The sequence below is a fragment of the Streptomyces sp. CCM_MD2014 genome, assembly GCF_000772045.1.
Classification (GTDB): Bacteria; Actinomycetota; Actinomycetes; order Streptomycetales; family Streptomycetaceae; genus Streptomyces; species Streptomyces salinarius.
On sequence record NZ_CP009754.1, the window covers coordinates 3,244,326 to 3,262,066 of the forward strand.

General features: G+C 71.1%; 17 protein-coding genes. 3 read left to right on the plus strand and 14 right to left on the minus strand.

Translation table 11 applies throughout. The features are described 5' to 3' along the window. Positions 1-270: 270 nt before the first annotated feature. The 8 genes from NI25_RS14000 to NI25_RS14035 all read right to left on the minus strand — a co-directional run bounded on the left by NI25_RS14000 (position 271) and on the right by NI25_RS14035 (position 7,304). Positions 271-1,173: a DUF5936 domain-containing protein gene (locus NI25_RS14000; protein ID WP_061442772.1), complete on the minus strand. Its 903-nt coding sequence runs from the start codon at positions 1,171-1,173 to the stop codon at positions 271-273. 19 nt (positions 1,174-1,192) lie between these two features. Beyond that, positions 1,193-2,137, minus strand: a complete 945-nt coding sequence (locus NI25_RS14005; protein ID WP_061442773.1) for a type II secretion system F family protein — start codon at positions 2,135-2,137, stop codon at positions 1,193-1,195. A gap of 9 nt (positions 2,138-2,146) precedes the next feature. Then, positions 2,147-3,484: a CpaF family protein gene (locus NI25_RS14010; protein ID WP_061442774.1), complete on the minus strand. Its 1,338-nt coding sequence runs from the start codon at positions 3,482-3,484 to the stop codon at positions 2,147-2,149. Positions 3,485-3,502: 18 nt separating this feature from the next. Further along, a complete protein-coding gene (locus NI25_RS14015; RefSeq protein ID WP_061442775.1) occupies positions 3,503-3,865 on the minus strand; it encodes a TadE/TadG family type IV pilus assembly protein in 363 nt (120 codons plus the stop codon). Between the two features lies 1 nt (position 3,866). After that, positions 3,867-4,268, minus strand: coding sequence for a TadE/TadG family type IV pilus assembly protein (locus NI25_RS14020; RefSeq protein ID WP_061442776.1), 402 nt, complete (start codon positions 4,266-4,268; stop codon positions 3,867-3,869). Then, positions 4,265-5,521, minus strand: a complete 1,257-nt coding sequence (locus NI25_RS14025; RefSeq protein ID WP_061442777.1) for an AAA family ATPase — start codon at positions 5,519-5,521, stop codon at positions 4,265-4,267. Before NI25_RS14025 ends, NI25_RS14020 begins: the two co-directional genes overlap by 4 nt. 7 nt (positions 5,522-5,528) lie before the next feature. Then, positions 5,529-6,236: a Flp pilus assembly protein CpaB gene (gene cpaB / locus NI25_RS14030; RefSeq protein WP_061442778.1), complete on the minus strand. Its 708-nt coding sequence runs from the start codon at positions 6,234-6,236 to the stop codon at positions 5,529-5,531. A gap of 120 nt (positions 6,237-6,356) precedes the next feature. After that, a complete protein-coding gene (locus NI25_RS14035; RefSeq protein ID WP_061442779.1) occupies positions 6,357-7,304 on the minus strand; it encodes a hypothetical protein in 948 nt (315 codons plus the stop codon). A 304-nt stretch (positions 7,305-7,608) separates the two neighbouring features. Between NI25_RS14035 and NI25_RS14040 the strand changes: the two genes are divergently transcribed. The 3 genes from NI25_RS14040 (at position 7,609) to NI25_RS14050 (ending at position 11,611) form a co-directional block, all read left to right on the plus strand. Then, the gene (locus NI25_RS14040; protein WP_061442780.1) at positions 7,609-9,324 is read left to right on the plus strand and encodes a chitinase; all 1,716 of its coding nucleotides are present in this window, start codon (positions 7,609-7,611) and stop codon (positions 9,322-9,324) included. Between the two features lie 346 nt (positions 9,325-9,670). Continuing rightward, a complete protein-coding gene (locus tag NI25_RS14045; RefSeq protein ID WP_061442781.1) occupies positions 9,671-10,183 on the plus strand; it encodes a SigE family RNA polymerase sigma factor in 513 nt (170 codons plus the stop codon). Positions 10,184-10,336: 153 nt separating this feature from the next. Continuing rightward, positions 10,337-11,611, plus strand: a complete 1,275-nt coding sequence (locus NI25_RS14050; protein ID WP_061442782.1) for a hypothetical protein — start codon at positions 10,337-10,339, stop codon at positions 11,609-11,611. Positions 11,612-11,626: 15 nt separating this feature from the next. Here NI25_RS14050 and NI25_RS14055 read toward each other — a convergent pair whose 3' ends face one another. The 6 genes from NI25_RS14055 to NI25_RS14080 form a co-directional block, all read right to left on the minus strand. Beyond that, positions 11,627-12,949, minus strand: coding sequence for an Nramp family divalent metal transporter (locus NI25_RS14055; protein ID WP_061442783.1), 1,323 nt, complete (start codon positions 12,947-12,949; stop codon positions 11,627-11,629). A 67-nt stretch (positions 12,950-13,016) separates the two neighbouring features. Next, on the minus strand, positions 13,017-13,703 hold the full coding sequence (locus tag NI25_RS14060) for a hypothetical protein (protein ID WP_061442784.1): 687 nt from the start codon (positions 13,701-13,703) through the stop codon (positions 13,017-13,019). 121 nt (positions 13,704-13,824) lie between these two features. Next, complete coding sequence (locus NI25_RS14065; RefSeq protein WP_061442785.1) at positions 13,825-15,306, minus strand: GntP family permease; 1,482 nt, start codon at positions 15,304-15,306, stop codon at positions 13,825-13,827. A 121-nt stretch (positions 15,307-15,427) separates the two neighbouring features. Further along, positions 15,428-15,838, minus strand: coding sequence for a RidA family protein (locus tag NI25_RS14070; RefSeq protein ID WP_061442786.1), 411 nt, complete (start codon positions 15,836-15,838; stop codon positions 15,428-15,430). Continuing rightward, a complete protein-coding gene (locus NI25_RS14075; protein ID WP_061442787.1) occupies positions 15,835-16,599 on the minus strand; it encodes an IclR family transcriptional regulator in 765 nt (254 codons plus the stop codon). Before NI25_RS14075 ends, NI25_RS14070 begins: the two co-directional genes overlap by 4 nt. After that, positions 16,596-17,651, minus strand: a complete 1,056-nt coding sequence (locus tag NI25_RS14080; RefSeq protein ID WP_061442788.1) for a sugar kinase — start codon at positions 17,649-17,651, stop codon at positions 16,596-16,598. The genes NI25_RS14075 and NI25_RS14080 overlap by 4 nt, the downstream gene beginning before the upstream one ends. Positions 17,652-17,741 lie beyond the last annotated feature (90 nt).

Sequence of the window (17,741 nt, forward strand, 5' to 3'; positions counted from 1 at the left end):
GTGTTCCCCTCCAGGGTGGGCGAAGTCGCGTTCCTCGTGCGGAACGTGTGGGTGGGCGGCGGTGATCGGCTGGCTGGTCGTGCCGGACGTCATGGTGTCCACGATCTCCACCTCCCTTGCGCTCGGTTGGGACCTCGACCTGTCGGGAGTACCAGGCAACGACTGTCCCACAGGTGATTGCAAGTGCGAAAGGTGTTCCGGTGAAGTGGGGCGAATGAGTTACTGGAGCCCGCTAGTTGATGTTCTCTGGTCATGTGCGATCGCACTCTCCTACTCGCCCGTGATCGTGCCGAAGTCCGTCCCCGAGCCCAGGATCAGGCCCGCGCCGAGGAGGATCATCGTCGCCGGGACCATGAACGTCGTGATCATCAGCGTGGCCTTGGGGACCGCGCGGGCGGCCTTGCGGCGGGCGTTCTGGGCGTCGGTGCGGCGCATGTCCTTGGCCAGGGAGACCAGGGTCTCGACGATGGGGGCGCCCAGTTCCTCGCCCTGCTGGAGTGCCGTCACGAACATCGCCACCTGTTCCGAGTCGTTGCGCCGGCGCAGCTCCGTGAAGGCCTCCCGGCGGCTCATGCCGAGGTCCATCTGGCGGAGGGTGATGCGCAGTTCGTCGGCCCAGGGGCCCTCGTACCGCGTGGACACCCGGTCCAGGGCCTGGCGGAAGCCGAGGCCCGCGCTGACCACCACCGCCAGGACGTCCAGGAAGTCGGGGAGCGTGCGCTCGATGACGTCCCTGCGGATGCGGATCGCCGACCAGATGCCCACCTCCGTCCAGAACGCGCCGAAGGCGAGGAGGAGGAGGGCCACCAGGTACTGGCCGCGCAGGAGGAAGACGAGGAAGCCGAGGGCGCCCAGGAAGCCGTAGACCGCGCGGCGGGCGGCGTAGCGGTCGATGGTGAGGCCGCCGGGGTTGCCGGCCAGGTCGATCCTGCGGCGGTACCGGGCGACCAGGGCCGGGCCCATCAGCCGCAGTACGGCGGGGGCGTAGCGCATGCCCATGCGGTCGATGAGGGAGTGCGCCGCGCCGGTGCGGGTGGCGCCGACCTCCAGGGCGAGGGCGAGGTCGTCGGGGAGCTTGGCCTCCGCCCGGTACATGCGGATCCCGGCGAAGACGCCCCAGACGCCCAGGGCCATGAGGAGGGCGAGGAGTATTCCGGGGAGTGCGAGGCCCATGTCCTTGTCTTCCCTCCTCTCAGACGTCGATGCGGGACAGGCGGCGGATGAGGACGAAGCCGACGGCGTACAGCGCGAAGGCGGTGATCACCGCGACCTGGCCGGCCGGGGAGCCCGTCATGCGTTCCAGGGCGCCGTCCTTCACCCCGTTCATGAGGAGCAACGAGCCGATGCCCAGGACGGGGACGGCGTACGACGTCATCGTGACCTGGGAGAGCTGGGTGCGGACCTCGCGCCGGGTCTCCTTGCGTTCCTCCAGGGTCTCCGTCAGGTTGCGCAGTGCGCTGACGACCTGGCCGCCCGCGCGGTTGGACAGGACGAGGGTGGTGACCAGGACGACCAGTTCGCGGGAGGGCAGGCGGCCGGCGAGTTCGCCGAGGGCGTCGTCCATGGAGGCGCCGATGGCGAGTTGGTCGGCGACCTTGCCGAGTTCCTCGCCGGCCGGGGCCTCCAGTTCCTCCGCCGCCATGCCGATGGCGGTGCGCAGGGCGAGGCCGGCCTGGGTGGCGTTGGCGAGGATGCGGGCGAGTTCGGGGAGTTGGTTGATGAACTTCTCGATGCGTTTCTGGCGCTGCCAGTTGAGGAACTGGATCGCCACGCCGATGCCGAGGAGGCCGGCCAGGGGGCCGAAGAAGGGGGCCAGGGCCGCCTGGCCGATCAGCCACAGGCCCGCGACGGTCGCCAGCATGTAGGCGAAGAACTCCCCCGGGGTCACGTCCAGGCCGGTCGCCGACAGGCGGCGTTCCAGGTTCCGGCCGAGCTTGGTGCGGCGCAGGCGGCGGTCCAGGGTCGGGAAGCGGCGTCGGCGCCCGGCCGCCGGTGCCTGGCCGGTCGCGGTGAGGCGGTCGACCAGGGCCGCGCGCTGGGCCTTGCCGGCGGCGTAGGAGTGCAGGCCGATGACCGCCAGGACGCAGGTCAGCAACGCGATGCCGGTGGTGAGCGTGACGAGCGTGTCGAGTTCCATCGGGCGGTCCTACCTGGCTTCTCGGGTGGTGAGCTGGTCCGGTGTGTGGGCCACGCCGAAGGCCTGCGGGATGGGCTGGCCCGCCATGTAGAGGCGCTCGGCGGTGCGGTGCGGGAGCGGGTGGTACTCGTACGCGCCGGCGACGCGGCCGTCGGCGGTCATCGGGCGGGCGTTGAAGCGGGCGACCGTGGCCAGGCGGTACGGCTCCCCGCCGTGGCTGGCCAGCAGGGCGATCTCGGTGATGCGGCGGGCGCCGTCGGCGAAGCGGGTGAGCTGGATGATGACGTCGACGGAGCTGTTGATCTGGTCGTGCAGGGCGACGAAGGGGATCTCCACGTCCGACATCGAGGCCAGGGTCTGCAGGCGCATCAGGGCGTCCTCGGCGCTGTTGGCGTGGACGGTGGCCAGCGAGCCGTCGTGGCCCGTGGACATGGCCTGGAGCATGTCCAGGGACTCGCCGCCGCGCACCTCGCCGACGACGATGCGGTCGGGGCGCATGCGCAGCGAGTTGCGGACCAGGTCGCGGATCGTCACCCGGCCCTGGCCCTCGACGTTGGGCGGGCGGGACTCCAGGCGGATGACGTGCGCCTGCTGGAGCTGGAGTTCGGCCGAGTCCTCGATGGTGATGATGCGGTCGGACTCGGGGATCAGGCCGGAGAGGGCGTTGAGGAGGGTGGTCTTCCCGGTGCCCGTGGCGCCCGAGACGATGATGTTGAAGCGGGCCTGCACCAGGCCTGCCAGCAGGTAGAGCATGTTCTCGTCGAGCGAGCCGAGGCCGATCAGCTCGTGGAGGGTGAAGGAGCGCGGGAAGCGGCGGATGGTGAGGGTCGCACCGGTGAGGGAGAGCGGGGGGATGATGACGTTCACGCGTTCGCCGGAGGGCAGGCGTGCGTCGACCATCGGGTTGGACTCGTCCACGCGGCGGTTGACCGTCGAGACGATGCGCTCGATGGTCTGCATCAGCTGGTCGTGGGAGGCGAAGCGGAGCGGCAGTTGTTCGACTCGGCCGGCGCGTTCGACGAAGATCGCGTCGGGGCCGTTGACCATGATCTCCGTGATCGAGGCGTCCTCGAGGAGCGGTTCCAGGATGCCCAGGCCGAGGGCCTCGTCGACGACCCGGCGGATCAGCTGGGAGCGTTCGACCGTCGACAGGACCGGGCCCTCGCGGCTGATGATGTGCCCGAGGACCCGCTCCAGGCGGGCCCGGCGCTCGGCCGTCGCGAGCGCGCTCATCTCGGCGAGGTCGATCTCCTCCAGGAGTTTGGCCCGGTAGGAGGCGACCAGGTGTCCGTCCTCGCCCCGGCTGCCGTGCTCCTCGGGGGAGTGGATGCGTGCGCGCAGGCTCATGCGTCCTTCGCTCCTCGGTCAGTGGTCCAGCGGCATGGTGGCGGTCTTGCGGGCCGGGTCGAAGTCCCAGCCGGGGACGATCGACGGGATGTCGACGGTGGCGGTGACCGTCACCTCGTCGCCGCTGTACGAGGGCGAGCACCGCGTCCCGTCCGCCAGCCGGCCGCTGACGGCCGCCGCGCACGCCGCGCCCGCGCTCTCCCCCAGTGAGGCACTGCGCGCTCCGGCCCTGGCCGCCGTACCGGCCTGCTGGGCGGTGTACGCGATCAGGCCGAGCTGTACGACGGCCATGCCGACGACGACCAGGATCGGCAGGAAGCCGAGGTACTCGATGGCCACCTGGCCCCGGTCCCTCGCCCGTCCCTCGCGGGAGTACGGCATCTCAGTCGTCCTCCTCTTCCACGGCCCCCGCGTGCCCGTGCACGGTGAACGGAACGCTGAGGGTGCCCGGGAAGAGGAGGGGGACCTCGAGGCGCACGTCGGCGGTGACGTAACCGCCCCCGGTGTCGCAGCCCACCTCGGCGCCTCCCTCCCAGGAGCCCGGCAGTTTGTCCAGGCCCGCCTCCCGGCACGCGCCGTCCCGCGCCCCGCGCTCGGCCGCCGTGGCCGCCCGAACCGCCTCGTCCGCAGCATTCCCCGCGAGCGTGTACGTGTATCCCACGAGGACGAGCTGCCACAGCACCACCAGCGTCGCGACGATCACCGGGGTCATGCCGAGGAACTCGATGGTGACCTGGCCGCGTTCCCCGTCCCGGGCCGGTCTCCGGCCGCGTAACCAGTTCACCCCGCACCGTCCTTCCGCCGCCGGAAGCCGGTGGCGCCCCGGTCTCCCCGCAGGCGTCCGTGGCCTTTCCGGCCGCCCTCGGGTGCGCCGGCCAGGCCCAGTTCGCCCGCGAGCGTCCACAGGGCCTGTTTCACGGTGCTCCTGCCGTCCAGTTCGTGCACGCGGCCCGCGTCCACGGCGCCCTGGAGCTCCTTGAAGTTCGCGGGGACGGTCGTGGCGGCGATCGCCGTGCCGGTGATCCGCTGGATCAGCGGGGGCTGGATCTCCGTACCCCGCGTGTGCCGGTTGACGACGACGGTCGTCTCCTCCGCCTTGCGGATCTGCAGCCGGTCCCACATCCGCACCGCCCGCTTGGCGCCCCGCACGGCGACCACGTCCGGGGTGGTGACCAGCAGCGCGGTGTCGGCCGTCTCCACGGCGGCGGCGCCGGCGCCGCCGAGCTGGGCGCCGCAGTCGATGACGACGACCTCGTACCGGGAGCGCAGGGCGCCGACGATCTGGCGGGCGGCGCGGTCGGTGACCTCCTCGCCGCGTTCGCCGTCGCCGGGGGCGAGCAGCAGGGCGAGCCCGCTGTCGTGGCGGAAGACGGCGTCGGCCAGGACCCGCGGGGAGAGGTCGGTGATGGCGGCGAGGTCGGCCACGGAGCGGCGGAACTGGACGTCCAGGTAGGAGGCGACGTCGCCGGTCTGGAGGTCCATGTCGAGCAGTGCGGTGGACCGGCCCGACGCCTGGGCGGCCAGGGCCAGTTGGATGGCGGTGAGCGTGGCGCCCACCCCGCCCTTGGCGCCGCTGACGGTGACGACGGTGCCGCCGGTACCGGTGAACACGTCGACGGCGCCGCCGAGGTGCCGGCGTACGCCCACCGACCACTGGGCGACCGCCTGGACGCGGCTGGCGAGTTCCTCGTAGCCGAGCGGGAGGGCGACCAGGCCGCGGGCGCCGCAGTCCATGGCGGCCTGGAAGAGGCCGGGGCCCGGGTCGGAGGTGACGAGGATGACGCCGACGGCCGGGAAACGCAGGGCGACCTCGCGGATCAGCTCCAGGGCCGGGACCGGGCCGATGCGCTCGTGGACGATCACGACCTCGGGCAGTTCGTCCACCGACTCGGCGGCGAGGCGGGCGAGGGTGTCGACGAGCTGGGTGGAGTCGGTGACCGGGGCTACCGGTTCGGCGTCCGGGAGCTGGCTGAGCAGCGACGTGAGGGACCGTACGGCGTCCGGGTCGCCGACTGCCGGGAGGATCCTCGTGGCCATACGGCTCTCACTTGTCCTTCGCGAGTTCGTACGTCCGGTCCTTGTCGGGGACCGTGGTGTCGCCGCCGGGGGCCACCAGCGCGAGCCGGACGCGCCGCGCGAACGACTCGGCGTAGGTGATGCGCTGGGCGTCGATGGTGGACAGGGCGAAGGTGATGGGGACGGCGTCGGTGGGTTCGCGGTCGCGGCTGTCCTCGTCGGGCTCCAGCGAGGTGAGTTCGCCGACGTCGATGACCTTGGCGTTGGTCACGATGATCTTGGACTGGTCGGGGTCGCCCTCGCGCTGTCCCTCGAAGGTGGCGTACACGTTGACGGTGGCACCCGGGGTGATCTTGCCGGCGACGCCGGTCGCCGCGTCGATCATGATGGCGACCTCCTGCTGCCCGGGCCGTAGGGCGGGCGTGTCGACGATCATGTCGGTCTGGAGCAGCGAGCCCGCCTTCAGCTTGGTCACGGCTATCTTTCCGCGGACCTGGGACAGGTCGGTCACGGCGTTCTCGGACAGCCAGCGCTCGGGCATCTCGATCTTCTCGAACTGCGCCGCGCCGAGCTCCGTGTAGGGCTCGATGTCGGACTTCAGCCGGTACGCGGTCACCTCGGGGCCGACCTTCGACTTCACGTCGTTGATGACGGACAGCACGCCGGCGAAGGCGCCGAGGGCGCAGAGGACCGACAGGATCAGCAGGATGATGCCGCGGCGCTGACGGGAGTTCATGGGCCGGTGCAACCTCATTGGGGGGGTGGTCGGATGGTCCTGACGGACGGATGGCGGCTGACGGGGACTGACGGGAGCTCTCGGGATCGGAACGGGGGCCGACGGCTGGGCGGTACCGACCTACCCAGTCAGGGCGCGTCTCTCACGACGGCGGCCCAGGGCGGGATCACGGCGGTGGCCCAGCGCGCGCTCCGGTGCGCTGCCCGCGGCGCCGCCGCCCCCGCCGTCGTAGACCGGCGGCGTCGCGGAGCAGAACACGCAGCGGTCGCCGATGACGTCGATGCCGCACCAGTGGCAGGCCCTCTGCCGTACGGACGTGACCAGTTGGTAGAGGACCGAGAGATCGGGGAGGTAGGCGCAGAACTCGGTCAGCCGGCCCGTCCCCCACCAGTCGGCGGACTCCGCGGGCAGCGCCGTCTCGCGCAGCCCCTGTACGCGCCAGGACGGGGCGAGGGTGCCGGTGACCCAGTCGGACGGGAGCTGCCCCTTGGCGACCAGCAGCGAAGTGCCGAACTCGGGTCCGGACAGGGCGGCTTCGGGGCCGATCCGCACCAGCTGCGGCTCGGGGTGGGCCACGACGCCGAACTGGCTGCCGGGGACCCAGGACCTGGCGTGCGCCTTGAGGTCCACCGGAACGCGGTCGAGCCGGGCGACGGAGCCGAGCAGGGCGCCGGCGTGGATGTAGTGGGTGAGCAGGCGGCCGGCGGAGGCCAGGACGCCGGCACCGAGGTCGCAGGAGGCCAGCTGACGCAACTGGCGGGCCAGCACGGCGATGCCGAGCGGCGGGAGGGGCGGCCGGAACAGGGCGATGCGGTCGGTTTCCAGGAGGGCGCGGACCGTGTGGAGCCGTCGTTCCACGCTTGCCGGGACGGCCTGGGAGCACACCACGATCACGTGCCCGCACTGGTCGACCAGCGTCTGCAGCTCGGTCAGCACCTGTTCCAGGGGACGCCGGCCGACGTCCTGGAGCACGGCCGCGGGCAGCGTCCGTTCGTCCTGCGGCGGCAGTGCCAGGTCGGCACTGGTCACGGCAATGGCAGTTGGCACGCGCGGCTCCCCGTCTCCCATGCCCGTCGGCCCGCCGGTGTTACTCCGGCACACCCGGATGACTTCACTGCGTGACTACCTGAGCACTGTATCCACGCGTCTGTGACCGGAGAACAGCGTTTCCGCAGCTGTGGAACAACTTGTGTTGCACAAGGTGCGCCAAAACGGGACAGGTTGAGCATTTTCACGGCCGAGCCGACCACCCCGGCCCGGTCGCGAACTTGGTCCGTACCTACCTCTTGACACTCTCAATTGGTCTGGACCACCTTGTACGTCAGCGGTGGCCACCGTCCCCATCCCGCCCCACCCCACACCGGAGGCAGCAGTGGACCCCGTACGCAGACGGCGCGGAAGACGTCTCGGCTCCCTGACGGGCGCCGTCACCGCCGCGCTGGCCCTCGCGTTCACGGCCGTCGGCCCGGCATCGGCCGCCGACGTCAACAACGCCAAGAACGCCGGTTTCGAGTCCGGTCTGAGCAACTGGACGTGCTCGGCGGGGAGCGGCACCACCGTCTCCTCCCCCGCGCACTCGGGCTCCGCCGCGCTGAAGGCCACCCCGGCCGGGCAGGACAACGCGCGCTGTTCGCAGAGCGTCGCGGTGCGGCCCAACTCGACGTACACGCTGAGCGCGTGGGTGCAGGGCGGCTACACATACCTGGGCGTGACGGGCACCGGCACCACGGACGTCTCGACCTGGACCCCGGACTCGACCTCCTGGAAGCAGCTGAAGACCACCTTCAGCACCGGCTCCTCGACGACCTCCGTGACGGTCTACACGCACGGCTGGTACGGGCAGTCCGCGTACTACGTCGACGACCTGTCCGTCTTCGGCCCGGACGGGGGCGGTGGCGACGACGGGAACCCCGACCCCACGGTCCCGTCGGCCCCGGCGGGCCTGAGCGTCTCCGGTACGACCCCGAACTCGGCCTCCCTCACCTGGAACACGGTCTCGGGCGCCACCGGCTACAACGTCTACCGCGACGGCACGAAGGTCACCGCGGTGACCGGCACGTCGGCGACGGTGACCGGCCTCGCGGCCTCCACCTCGTACTCCTTCCAGGTCACGGCGACGAACGCGGCCGGTGAGTCGGCGAAGTCGGCCGCGGTCACGGCCCGCACCACGGCGCCGGACGACGGCGGCGGCAACGGCGGCGACCTGCCCAAGCACGCGGTGACCGGCTACTGGCAGAACTTCAACAACGGTGCGACGGTCCAGAAGATCTCCGACGTGCCGTCGGCGTACGACATCATCGCGGTGGCCTTCGCCGACGCGACCACGACGCCGGGCGCGGTCACCTTCAACCTCGACTCGGCCGGGCTCGGCGGGTACACGGTCGACCAGTTCAAGGCGGACGTGCGGGCCAAGCAGGCCGCGGGCAAGAAGGTCATCATCTCGGTGGGCGGCGAGAAGGGCACCGTCTCGGTGAACAGCTCCGCCTCCGCGACGAACTTCGCCAACTCGGTCTACTCCCTCATGCAGGAGTACGGCTTCGACGGCGTCGACATCGACCTCGAGAACGGCATCAACCCGACCTACATGACCCAGGCCCTGCGCGCCCTGTCGGCGAAGGCCGGCCCGGACATGATCCTGACGATGGCCCCGCAGACCATCGACATGCAGTCGACGCAGGGCGGCTACTTCCAGACCGCGCTGAACGTCAAGGACATCCTCACGGTCGTCAACATGCAGTACTACAACAGCGGCACGATGCTGGGCTGCGACGGCAAGGTGTACGCGCAGGGCACGGTCGACTTCCTCACCGCCCTGGCCTGCATCCAGCTCGAGGGCGGCCTCGACCCGTCCCAGGTGGGCCTGGGCCTGCCGGCCTCCACCCGCGCGGCGGGCGGCGGCTACGTCTCCCCGTCGGTGGTCAACGCCGCCCTGGACTGCCTCACCAAGGCGACCAACTGCGGCTCCTTCAAGCCCTCGAAGACGTACCCCGGCCTGCGGGGCGCGATGACCTGGTCCACCAACTGGGACGCCACGGCGGGCAACGCGTGGTCGAACGCGGTGGGTGCGCACGTGGACGCGATGCCGTAGCCCGGAACCGACCGGTCCGACCCGGCCCCTGCCCGCCGACACGTGCGGGCGGGGGCCTCTCGCGCTCCCGAGGTGCCGTACGCGTCCGGACCGGACTGGACGCAGGGCGTCCCCCGTCTCCGCGGGCGCCCCGCGACTCCGTCCGGGACGTCGCCTCCGGCGACGCCCGCTTCGCCGTGGCACGGTCGGGACGACGCCCCTCGCCGGCAGCCGGGAGGCCCTGCGGCGCCTGATCGCCGACATCGAGGCGGGGAGGCCGGCCACTTTCCGTGGAATCCGTGTGAAACATTTCCCGGGGTCCACCGCATTGACGAGGTGGAGGCTGCAGACATCGGGGGCGCTGGGTATGGCACGGCAGAGACGGTCGGACGAGTACGCCGAGTTCGCGACGGCGCGGGCCGGGCATCTGTACCGGTCCGCCTGTCTGCTCACCGCCGGGGACACGCATCTGGCCGAGGATCTCGTGCAGGAGACCTTCGGGCGGCTGTACGTGCGGTGGGGGCGGGTGTCACGGGTGGAGAACCCGGCCGCCTACGCGCAGACCGTGCTCACCCGCGCCTTCCTCGCCCATCAGCGGCGGCGCAGCAGCGGAGAACGGGCCACCGATGTCTTCCCCGATCTGCCCGGTGCCGGTGACGGGGACGCGCCGCTGCGGCTGACGCTGCTGGACGCACTCGCGCGGCTGCCCGCCAAGGACCGGGCCGTCGTCGTCCTGCGGTACTGGGACGACCGCTCGGTCGAGCAGGCCGCCGACGTGCTCGGCGTCAGTTCGGCGGCGGTGCGGACGCGCTGTTCGCGTGCGCTCGGCCGGCTGCGGGCACTGCTGGGCGAGGATCTCGCCGAGTACGCCAGACCCTGAGGTCCGATCTCCTTCCGTCCCGTCCCGTCCTTCCGTCCCGGCCTTCCTCCCGTCCATCCATCCCGTCGTCTCCTTCTCGTTCATCCATCCCGTCGTTTCCTTCTCGTCGACTTCTCTCATCTCTTTTCACCCATGCGGAAAGGGTGGTTCGCCATGCCCGAAAAGCAGCACCAGGATCCCTTCGAGGAGCGGCTCACCGCCGCGCTGCGCGACACCGGCGGCGCGTTCCGGGCCGTCGACCGCACGGCCCTGGTCGACGCGGGACGCAACCGCGGGCGCCGGGCGCTGACGCGGCGCCGTACCGGCGTGCTGGGCGGGGTGGCCGGGGTCGCCCTGATCGGAGTGGGCGGGGCGATGCTGCTTCCGTCGGGGGGCTCCGACGACGGCGAGCAGTCCTCCGTGGCGTCCCGGGCCACCGCCCGTGCCTCCGCCTCGGCCGCTGCGGAACCGGTGTCCGGCGACACGATCCTCAAGTCACTGAAGGAGCTGCTTCCCGAGGGCGAGGTCAGCGAGGAGGACGCCCGGGGATCCGATGAGAAACCGGGGCCGTACGCGCAGGTCGTGTTCGACGACGGCGAGGGCGCGGCCGCGATCAGTCTGGGCTTCGGGCGGGTCGAGCCCGGGGGTTCGGAGGTGGGGCAGCTCACCCGGTGTCCGGACGAGACCTTCGTCCCCTACGACTCCTGCGACTCCGGCCGGCTGGAGGACGGCTCGACGCTGAGGCTGCTGCAGGGCTACGAGTATCCCGACCGGCGGGTCGACACCAAGCTCTGGTCCGCCGACCTCGTCACGGCCGAGGGGCAGCACGTCAGTGTGAGTGAGTGGAACTCCCCCGCCCAGAAGGGGGCGCCCGTCACGCGGGAGGACCCGCCCTTGTCGACCGAGGCGTTGAAGAAGCTGGTCACGGCCGACGTGTGGCGCGACGTGGTGGCGGCCACGCCGGTGCGGCCGGCGCCCACGGGCTCCGCCCCTTCCTCCGAGCGCGAACGGCCGCCCGCCGTCTCGGGCAAGGACATCACCCAGACGCTCGCCGGGCTGCTCCCCGCCGGGCTGGACGTGGTCAAGAAGGGGGGCCAGGACACCGAGTTCTCCTACGTCGTCGTCGACGACGGGCGTGGCGCGAGTCTCGTCCAGGTCAATGTGCAGCACGGCATGGACGATGTCGCCGGCCAGCTCTACGCCTCCGGTGAGACCCTTCTCGACGGCACCCGCATCGCCACGCATCAAGGGGTCGGCGACGACCGGGTCCCGGGGGTTCTGATGTGGACGGTGGACACCATGCGCGCCGGTGACGACGGGTTCCGCGTCGTGGTCAGCGAGTTCAACAACGGCTCCGCCCATGGCCGGCCCACCCGCGATGCTCCCGCGCTGACCATGGACCGGCTGCGGGAGATCGCGCTCAGCGAGGAGTGGGACAAGCTGCGATAGACGGGAGGGGGACGGCTAGAAGAACTCCGACCACGGCTGGTCCCAGATCTGCTTCACGCACAGGACCAGGAACAGCAGCCCGGCGACGGCCAGCATGCCGTTGCTGAGGCTGCCGTTGCGCCACTCGCGCGGGGTGCGGGAGGAGTTGAGGAGCCACATCAGGGTGAGGGCGAGGAAGGGCATGAAGGCGGCGCCCAGGACGCCGTAGATGATGATCAGACGGAAGGGCTCGTCCTGGAAGAGCAGGATGATGGGCGGGAAGGTGAGCCAGAGCAGGTAGGCGCGGAAGGCCCAGGAGCGTTCGCGGCGGCCCGAGGCCAACTCGTCGCCGCGCGCCTCCCGTTCGCCGCCGCGGCGGGCCAGGAAGTCGGCGAACATCAGGCTCACGCCGTGCCAGACGCCGATCAGCGAGGTGAACGAGGTGGCGAAGAAGCCGATGAGGAAGAGTTTTCCGGTCGCCGTGCCATACTCCTCCTCCAGGATGTCGCCGAGCTGGATCAGGCCCTTGTCGCCGCTCGCGATCGCGATGCCTGCCGAGTGGAGCAGTTCGGCGCCGACGAAGAGCATCGCGACGACGAAGATGCCGGTCGTGGCGTAGGCGACCCGGTTGTCCAGGCGCATGACCTTCATCCAGCCCGTGCTGGTCCAGCCCTTGGCGTTGACCCAGTAGCCGTACGCGGCCAGCGTGATGGTGCCGCCCACGCCGCCGATCAGGCCCAGCGTGTTGAGGACCGAGTCCTTCTCGTCGGGGAGGACCGGGAGGAGTCCGGCGAAGGCGTCGCCCAGGTTGGGCGTGACGCGGATCGCCAGGTACACCGTGACGACGAACATGACGCCCACCAGGACGGTCATGACCTTCTCGAAGACGTTGTACTTGTTGAACCAGACGAAGACCAGGCCCACCAGGCCGCAGGCGATGCCCCACCATTCCAGGCCCATCACGTCCGGGAAGAGGGCCTGGAGGGGCAGGGCGCTGGACGACATCGCCGCGGCGCCGTAGACGAAGCCCCAGATCACGGCGTAGACCGCGAAGAACCACGTGGTCCAGGGGCCGATGCTGGCCCAGCCGTCGAAGAGTGTGCGGCCGGTGGCCAGGTGCCAGCGGCCGCACGCCTCGGCGAGGGAGATCTTCACGAGACAGCCGATGACCGCCGCCCACAGCAGGGTGTAGCCGAAGTTGCTGCCCGCGATGAGGGTGGCCACGAGGTCGCCGGCGCCGACGCCGGTCGCGGCGACGACGATGCCGGGGCCGATGTAGCGCCAACTGGACTTACGGGGAGCCGAGTCGGCACCCACCGTTACGCCCGCGTCTGAGGTGTTGCCCGTGGTGTCCGCCATGGGGGTCAAGAAAGCCCATGGTCGCCGGTGCGACAAGAGGGCGTGCACGGATCTTCACCTGATGCGCCTACTCGGCGCGGGCGGTGGCCTCCTCGGCGTCCTTCGCGTCCTTCGTGTCCTTGGCGTCCTTGGCGTCCTTGGCGTCCTTGGCGTACTTGGCGTCCCGGGAAACGGCTTCGGCTTCCCCGCCCGCTTCGGTCTCCGTCTCGGGCTCGGACTCGGTCTCGGACTCGGGCTCGGTCTCCGCCTCGCCGTCCTCGAAGTACGCGTCGAGGACCTCGTCCAGGGCCGATTCCCACTCCGGGAAGAGGCTGCGCGACGCGGCCTCGATCTCGATCGGGTACCAGCGGCGGTCGGGCGTGTGCACCGTCACCGTGAACCGCTTGCCGAAGCGTCCCGTCTCCGTCTCGACGGCCCCGACCTCGTCCCAGCGGAACTCACAGCTCTGGTCGTCTAGGGAGAGACGTACGCCCTTGTGGTCCGCGACGATCCTGGCGCGGCGGTCGGAGGCCTCGAAGACCGGACCGTCCACGGGGGCCTCGTCCTCCGGTTCCGCGGCGTCCGCGGCGAGCGGTTCGCCGACGGCCGAGGACTCCGAGGGCTGTTCGGACTCCGCGGCGGCGTCGTTCACCGCCTCGTCGCGTCTCGCGTCCTCCGGCTCACCGGACACGGGTGCGGTGAGCCCGGGGATGAATGCCGGGTCGAATCCGGCGCCTTCCAGGGGCTGGCTCGTCGATCCTCTGCGCTGCTCCACGCGGGCAGTATGGTCGACGATCCTGTGTCGGGCACAGCCAGCCCCGACTTCGTTATGAGACGCCTACACGAGCCGCCCGTACGAGTCGTTCGAGTCCGACGAGTCGTACGGGCGCCCCTCCCTACACGAACAGGCTCACCACCGCGGCCACCACGAACCCGGCGACCGACAGCACGCTCTCCAGCACGGTCCACGTCTTGAGCGTGTCCCGCTCGCTGATGCCGAAGTACTTGGCGACCATCCAGAAGCCGCCGTCGTTGACGTGCGAGGCGAAGATGGAGCCCGCGGAGATGGCCATGATGACCAGGGCGACGAACGCCTGCGAGTGGTCGCCCTCGGCGAGCAGCGGCGCCACGATGCCCGCCGTCGTCACGATGGCCACCGTCGCCGAGCCCTGCGCGACCCGCAGCACCAGGGAGATCAGGTAGGCGAGGACGATCACCGGCAGGCCGACGTCGTTGAAGGTGTCGGAGAGGGCCTGTGCGACGCCGCTGGCCTTGAGGACGGCGCCGAAGACACCGCCGGCGCCGACCACCAGCAGGATGTTGCCGACCGGCTTCAGCGAGGCCGTCGAGACGGTCTCCAGGGACTTGCGGGACCAGCCGCGCCGGATGCCGAGGAGGTAGTAGGCGAGGAGCAGGGCGATGGTCAGGGCCACGAACGGGTTGCCGAAGAACTCGATCACCGAGCGGAGGGTGGACGGGTCCAGGGCGATGGAGGAGAAGGTCGCGGCGAGGATCAGGATCAGCGGGGTGCCGATGATGCCGATGACGGTGCCGAGCGCGACCGGGGTCTCGTGCGGCGCGACGCCCGCCTTGCGCTGCTCCTCGACGACGGCCTGCTTGGCCTCCTCGGACGCCTCGACCATGTCCTGCGGCACGGGCACGAAGATGCGGCGGCCGATCCAGGCGGAGAACACCCAGGCGGCGAGGACGGCGGGGACGCCGCAGACGATGCCCATGAGGATGATCCAGCCGAGCTTGACGTTCAGCAGCCCCGCGGCGGCCACCGGCCCGGGGTGCGGCGGCAGGAAGGCGTGGGTCATGGACAGGCCGGCCAGCAGCGGCAGGCAGTAGAGCAGGATCGACTTGCCGGAGCGCTTGGCGGCGGCGTAGACGATGGGCGCGAGGACGAAGATGCCCACGTCGAAGAAGACCGGGATGCCGAAGATCAGGCCGGTGAGGCCCATGGCGAGCGGGGCGCGCTTCTCCCCGAAGAGGCCGAGGAGGCGCGAGGCCAGCACCTGGGCGCCGCCGCTGACTTCGAGGATCGCGCCGAGCATGGTGCCCAGGCCGATGATGATGGCGACGTGGCCGAGGATGCCGCCCATGCCGGACTCGATGGTCGAGACGGCGTCGGACTTCTGGACGGTGCCGAAGAGTTCGGTGACCGACAGGCCGGCGAGCAGGCCGACGGCTATGGAGACGGCGAGCAGCGCGACGAAGGGCTGCAGCCGCACCTTGATGATGAGGAAGAGCAGGAGCGCGATGCCGATGGCGGCGACGGTCAGCAGACCTGCCGTGCCGTCGATCAGGGTGAGCAGGCCGCCGGTGTGCGGTGGGGTCTCGGAGGCGGCGGCGAGGTGGAGGGACGCATAGGACATACGGGGGTCCTCGGGGTAAACACATACTGCTTTCGGGCAGGGCGGGGCGCGGCACGGCGCCTTGAAGGGGGAAGGGCGCCGTGCCGTGCGACAGGCGGAGAGAGGGTGCGGCCGGGGCGGGTCAGCCCAGGACGGCCAGCGCGTCGATCTCGATGAGGAGTCCGGCGGGCAGACCGACGTAGACGGTCGTGCGCGCGGCGGGCGGCTGGGTGAGGCCCTGCTCCTCGAAGTAGGCGTTGTAGATCTCGTTCATCTCGGCGAAGTGGTCCACGTCCGTGAGGTAGACGCGGAGCATCATCACGTCGTCCCAGGAGGCGCCGCCCTCCTCCAGGATCGCCTTGACGTTGGCGAGGGTCTGGAGGGTCTGCTCGCGCAGGGTCGGGCCGGCCGGGGTGGGGGCCTTGCCGTCCTCGTGGGGGAGGAAGCCGACCTGGCCGGCGACCTGGAGGATGTTGCCCTTCTTCACGCCGTGGGAGAACTTCGCCGGGGGGACGGTGTGGGTCGCGGGGACGAGAGCGATCTTGTCGGTCATGCGGTGACTTCCTTGACTGGGGTCCTGCCGGAGTACTCGCCGCTGATGGCGTCCGCCGTACGGCGCACCAGCGGGAGCAGGGTGAGGAGTTCGTCGGCGGTGACGACCACGTTCGGCGCGGAGACCGACATGGCGGCGACCACCCGGCCGTCGGCGCCCCGGATGGGCGCGGCGACGCAGTTGATGGACTCCTCGTGGCCACCGAGGTCGGTGGCCCAGCCCTGTTCGCGCACCTTGGCCAGTTCCTTGAGGAACCCTTCGGCGTTCGGGGTCGAACGGGCTGTGTACATGGGGTAGTCGAGCTTCTCGACCACGGCTCGGCGTTCGTTCTCGGGGAGGTCGGCGAGCAGCAGTTTCGCCACGGCCGCCACCGTGATCGCGACGGGCTTGCCGATCCTGGAGTACATGCGGACCGGGTAGCGGCTTTCGACCTTGTCGATGTAGAGGACCTCGTCCTCCTCGTGGACGGCGAGGTGGACGGTGTGTCCGACCTGCTCGTTGAGGCGTACGAGGTGGGGGTGGGCGATCTCGCGGACGTCGAGGTTCTCCATCGCCTCCTGGGCGAGGGAGATGAGCCGGGCGCCGAGGCGGTAGCGCTGGTCTTCCTGTCGGTAGACGAAGCCGTGGTCGTGGAGGGTGCGCAGCAGGCGCAGGGCCGTGGACTTGTGCACGCCGAGGCGGTCGGCGACCCGGCCCAGGTCGGCGGGGCCCTCGGCGAGCAGCGGCAGGATGCTGAGCGCGCGGTCGACGGTCTGACTCATGGTGTGCGTACCTCCTCGTCGGCCCCTTCCTCGGCGTGTGTCCAGCCGGGGCCGAGTCGCAGTCTCCCCCACGCGGCGTCGTCGAGGGCGGCCAGGCGGTCGGCGTGGTCGCGGGCGGGGGGCGTGGCGAGGTCGCCGGGGACGGTGAGGGCGGCGGCGGCCCAGAGGTGGCCGTGGCGCAGGCGCTCGCGCACGGGCTTCTCGCGCAGGGTGGCGGAGAGGAACCCGGCGGCGAAGGCATCGCCCGCGCCGACGGCGGCGACGACGCCGACGTGCAGGGCGGGCACGGAGGTGACGTGGTCCCCGTGGAACGCGGTGGCGCCGGTCGCGCCCTGTTTGACGACGAGCACCTCCGGCTCGGGCAGCGCCGCGCGTACGGCCTCGGGGCCGTCGAGACCCCAGGCGTCCCGTGCCTCGTCGTCGCCGACGAAGACGAGGTCGGCGCCGCGGGCCAGTTCCAGGAGCACCTCGGGGCCGTGGCCGTGACCGGCGTCGCGCCACAGGCCGGGGCGGTGGTTGACGTCGAAGGAGACGAGGGGGCGGCCGGGGCGGCGGGCGGTCAGCTCGCGCGTCAGGCCCAGGCAGCCGGCGGAGAGCGCGGGCGTGATGCCGGACAGGTGCAGGACGCGGCCGGAGCGGACGGCGTCGAGGTCCATGGTGTCGACGGACATCGCGGAGGCGGCCGAGCCCGCCCGGTAGTACGCGACCTCGTGGGCGTCGGTGGCCCGGTCGCCCGCGGTGCGGAAGTAGACGCCGGTCGGGCGGGCGGGGTCCCGGCGGACGGCGGAGACGTCGACGCCGTAGGCGCCGATCGCCTCGACGAGGTGGTCGCCGAAGCCGTCGGCGCCGACCCGGCCGGCCCAGCGGACGGAGTGTCCGGCGGCGGCGAGCACGCAGGCCACGTTGGACTCGGCGCCGCCGATGGCCCGCTCGAAGGAGGGGACGTCGGCGAGGCGGCCGGGTACGGAGGGGAGGAAGGTGACCATGGACTCGCCGAGCGCGACGACGTCCACGACGTCGGGGGCGGTGCTGCGGGGTCCGTCGACGGTCACGATGGTCCTGGCTCCTCTGCGTCTCGCGGGCGGCGGCTCCGTTGACCCCGCGTTCGCCGAGATGTTAGACAGCAGTAAGCGATATACGCA

Excerpts from the sequence above, each read along its gene's own strand:
- NI25_RS14005 (WP_061442773.1), bottom strand. The coding sequence starts at position 2,137 with ATGGAACTCGACACGCTCGTCACGCTCACCACCGGCATCGCGTTGCTG.
- NI25_RS14055 (WP_061442783.1), bottom strand. The coding sequence starts at position 12,949 with ATGGCGGACACCACGGGCAACACCTCAGACGCGGGCGTAACGGTGGGT.
- NI25_RS14000 (WP_061442772.1), bottom strand. The coding sequence starts at position 1,173 with ATGGGCCTCGCACTCCCCGGAATACTCCTCGCCCTCCTCATGGCCCTG.
- NI25_RS14070 (WP_061442786.1), bottom strand. The coding sequence starts at position 15,838 with ATGACCGACAAGATCGCTCTCGTCCCCGCGACCCACACCGTCCCCCCG.
- NI25_RS14050 (WP_061442782.1), top strand. The coding sequence starts at position 10,337 with ATGCCCGAAAAGCAGCACCAGGATCCCTTCGAGGAGCGGCTCACCGCC.
- NI25_RS14035 (WP_061442779.1), bottom strand. The coding sequence starts at position 7,304 with ATGGGAGACGGGGAGCCGCGCGTGCCAACTGCCATTGCCGTGACCAGT.
- NI25_RS14075 (WP_061442787.1), bottom strand. The coding sequence starts at position 16,599 with ATGAGTCAGACCGTCGACCGCGCGCTCAGCATCCTGCCGCTGCTCGCC.
- NI25_RS14065 (WP_061442785.1), bottom strand. The coding sequence starts at position 15,306 with ATGTCCTATGCGTCCCTCCACCTCGCCGCCGCCTCCGAGACCCCACCG.
- NI25_RS14015 (WP_061442775.1), bottom strand. The coding sequence starts at position 3,865 with ATGCCGTACTCCCGCGAGGGACGGGCGAGGGACCGGGGCCAGGTGGCC.
- NI25_RS14025 (WP_061442777.1), bottom strand. The coding sequence starts at position 5,521 with ATGGCCACGAGGATCCTCCCGGCAGTCGGCGACCCGGACGCCGTACGG.
- NI25_RS14010 (WP_061442774.1), bottom strand. The coding sequence starts at position 3,484 with ATGAGCCTGCGCGCACGCATCCACTCCCCCGAGGAGCACGGCAGCCGG.
- NI25_RS14045 (WP_061442781.1), top strand. The coding sequence starts at position 9,671 with ATGGCACGGCAGAGACGGTCGGACGAGTACGCCGAGTTCGCGACGGCG.
- cpaB (WP_061442778.1), bottom strand. The coding sequence starts at position 6,236 with ATGAACTCCCGTCAGCGCCGCGGCATCATCCTGCTGATCCTGTCGGTC.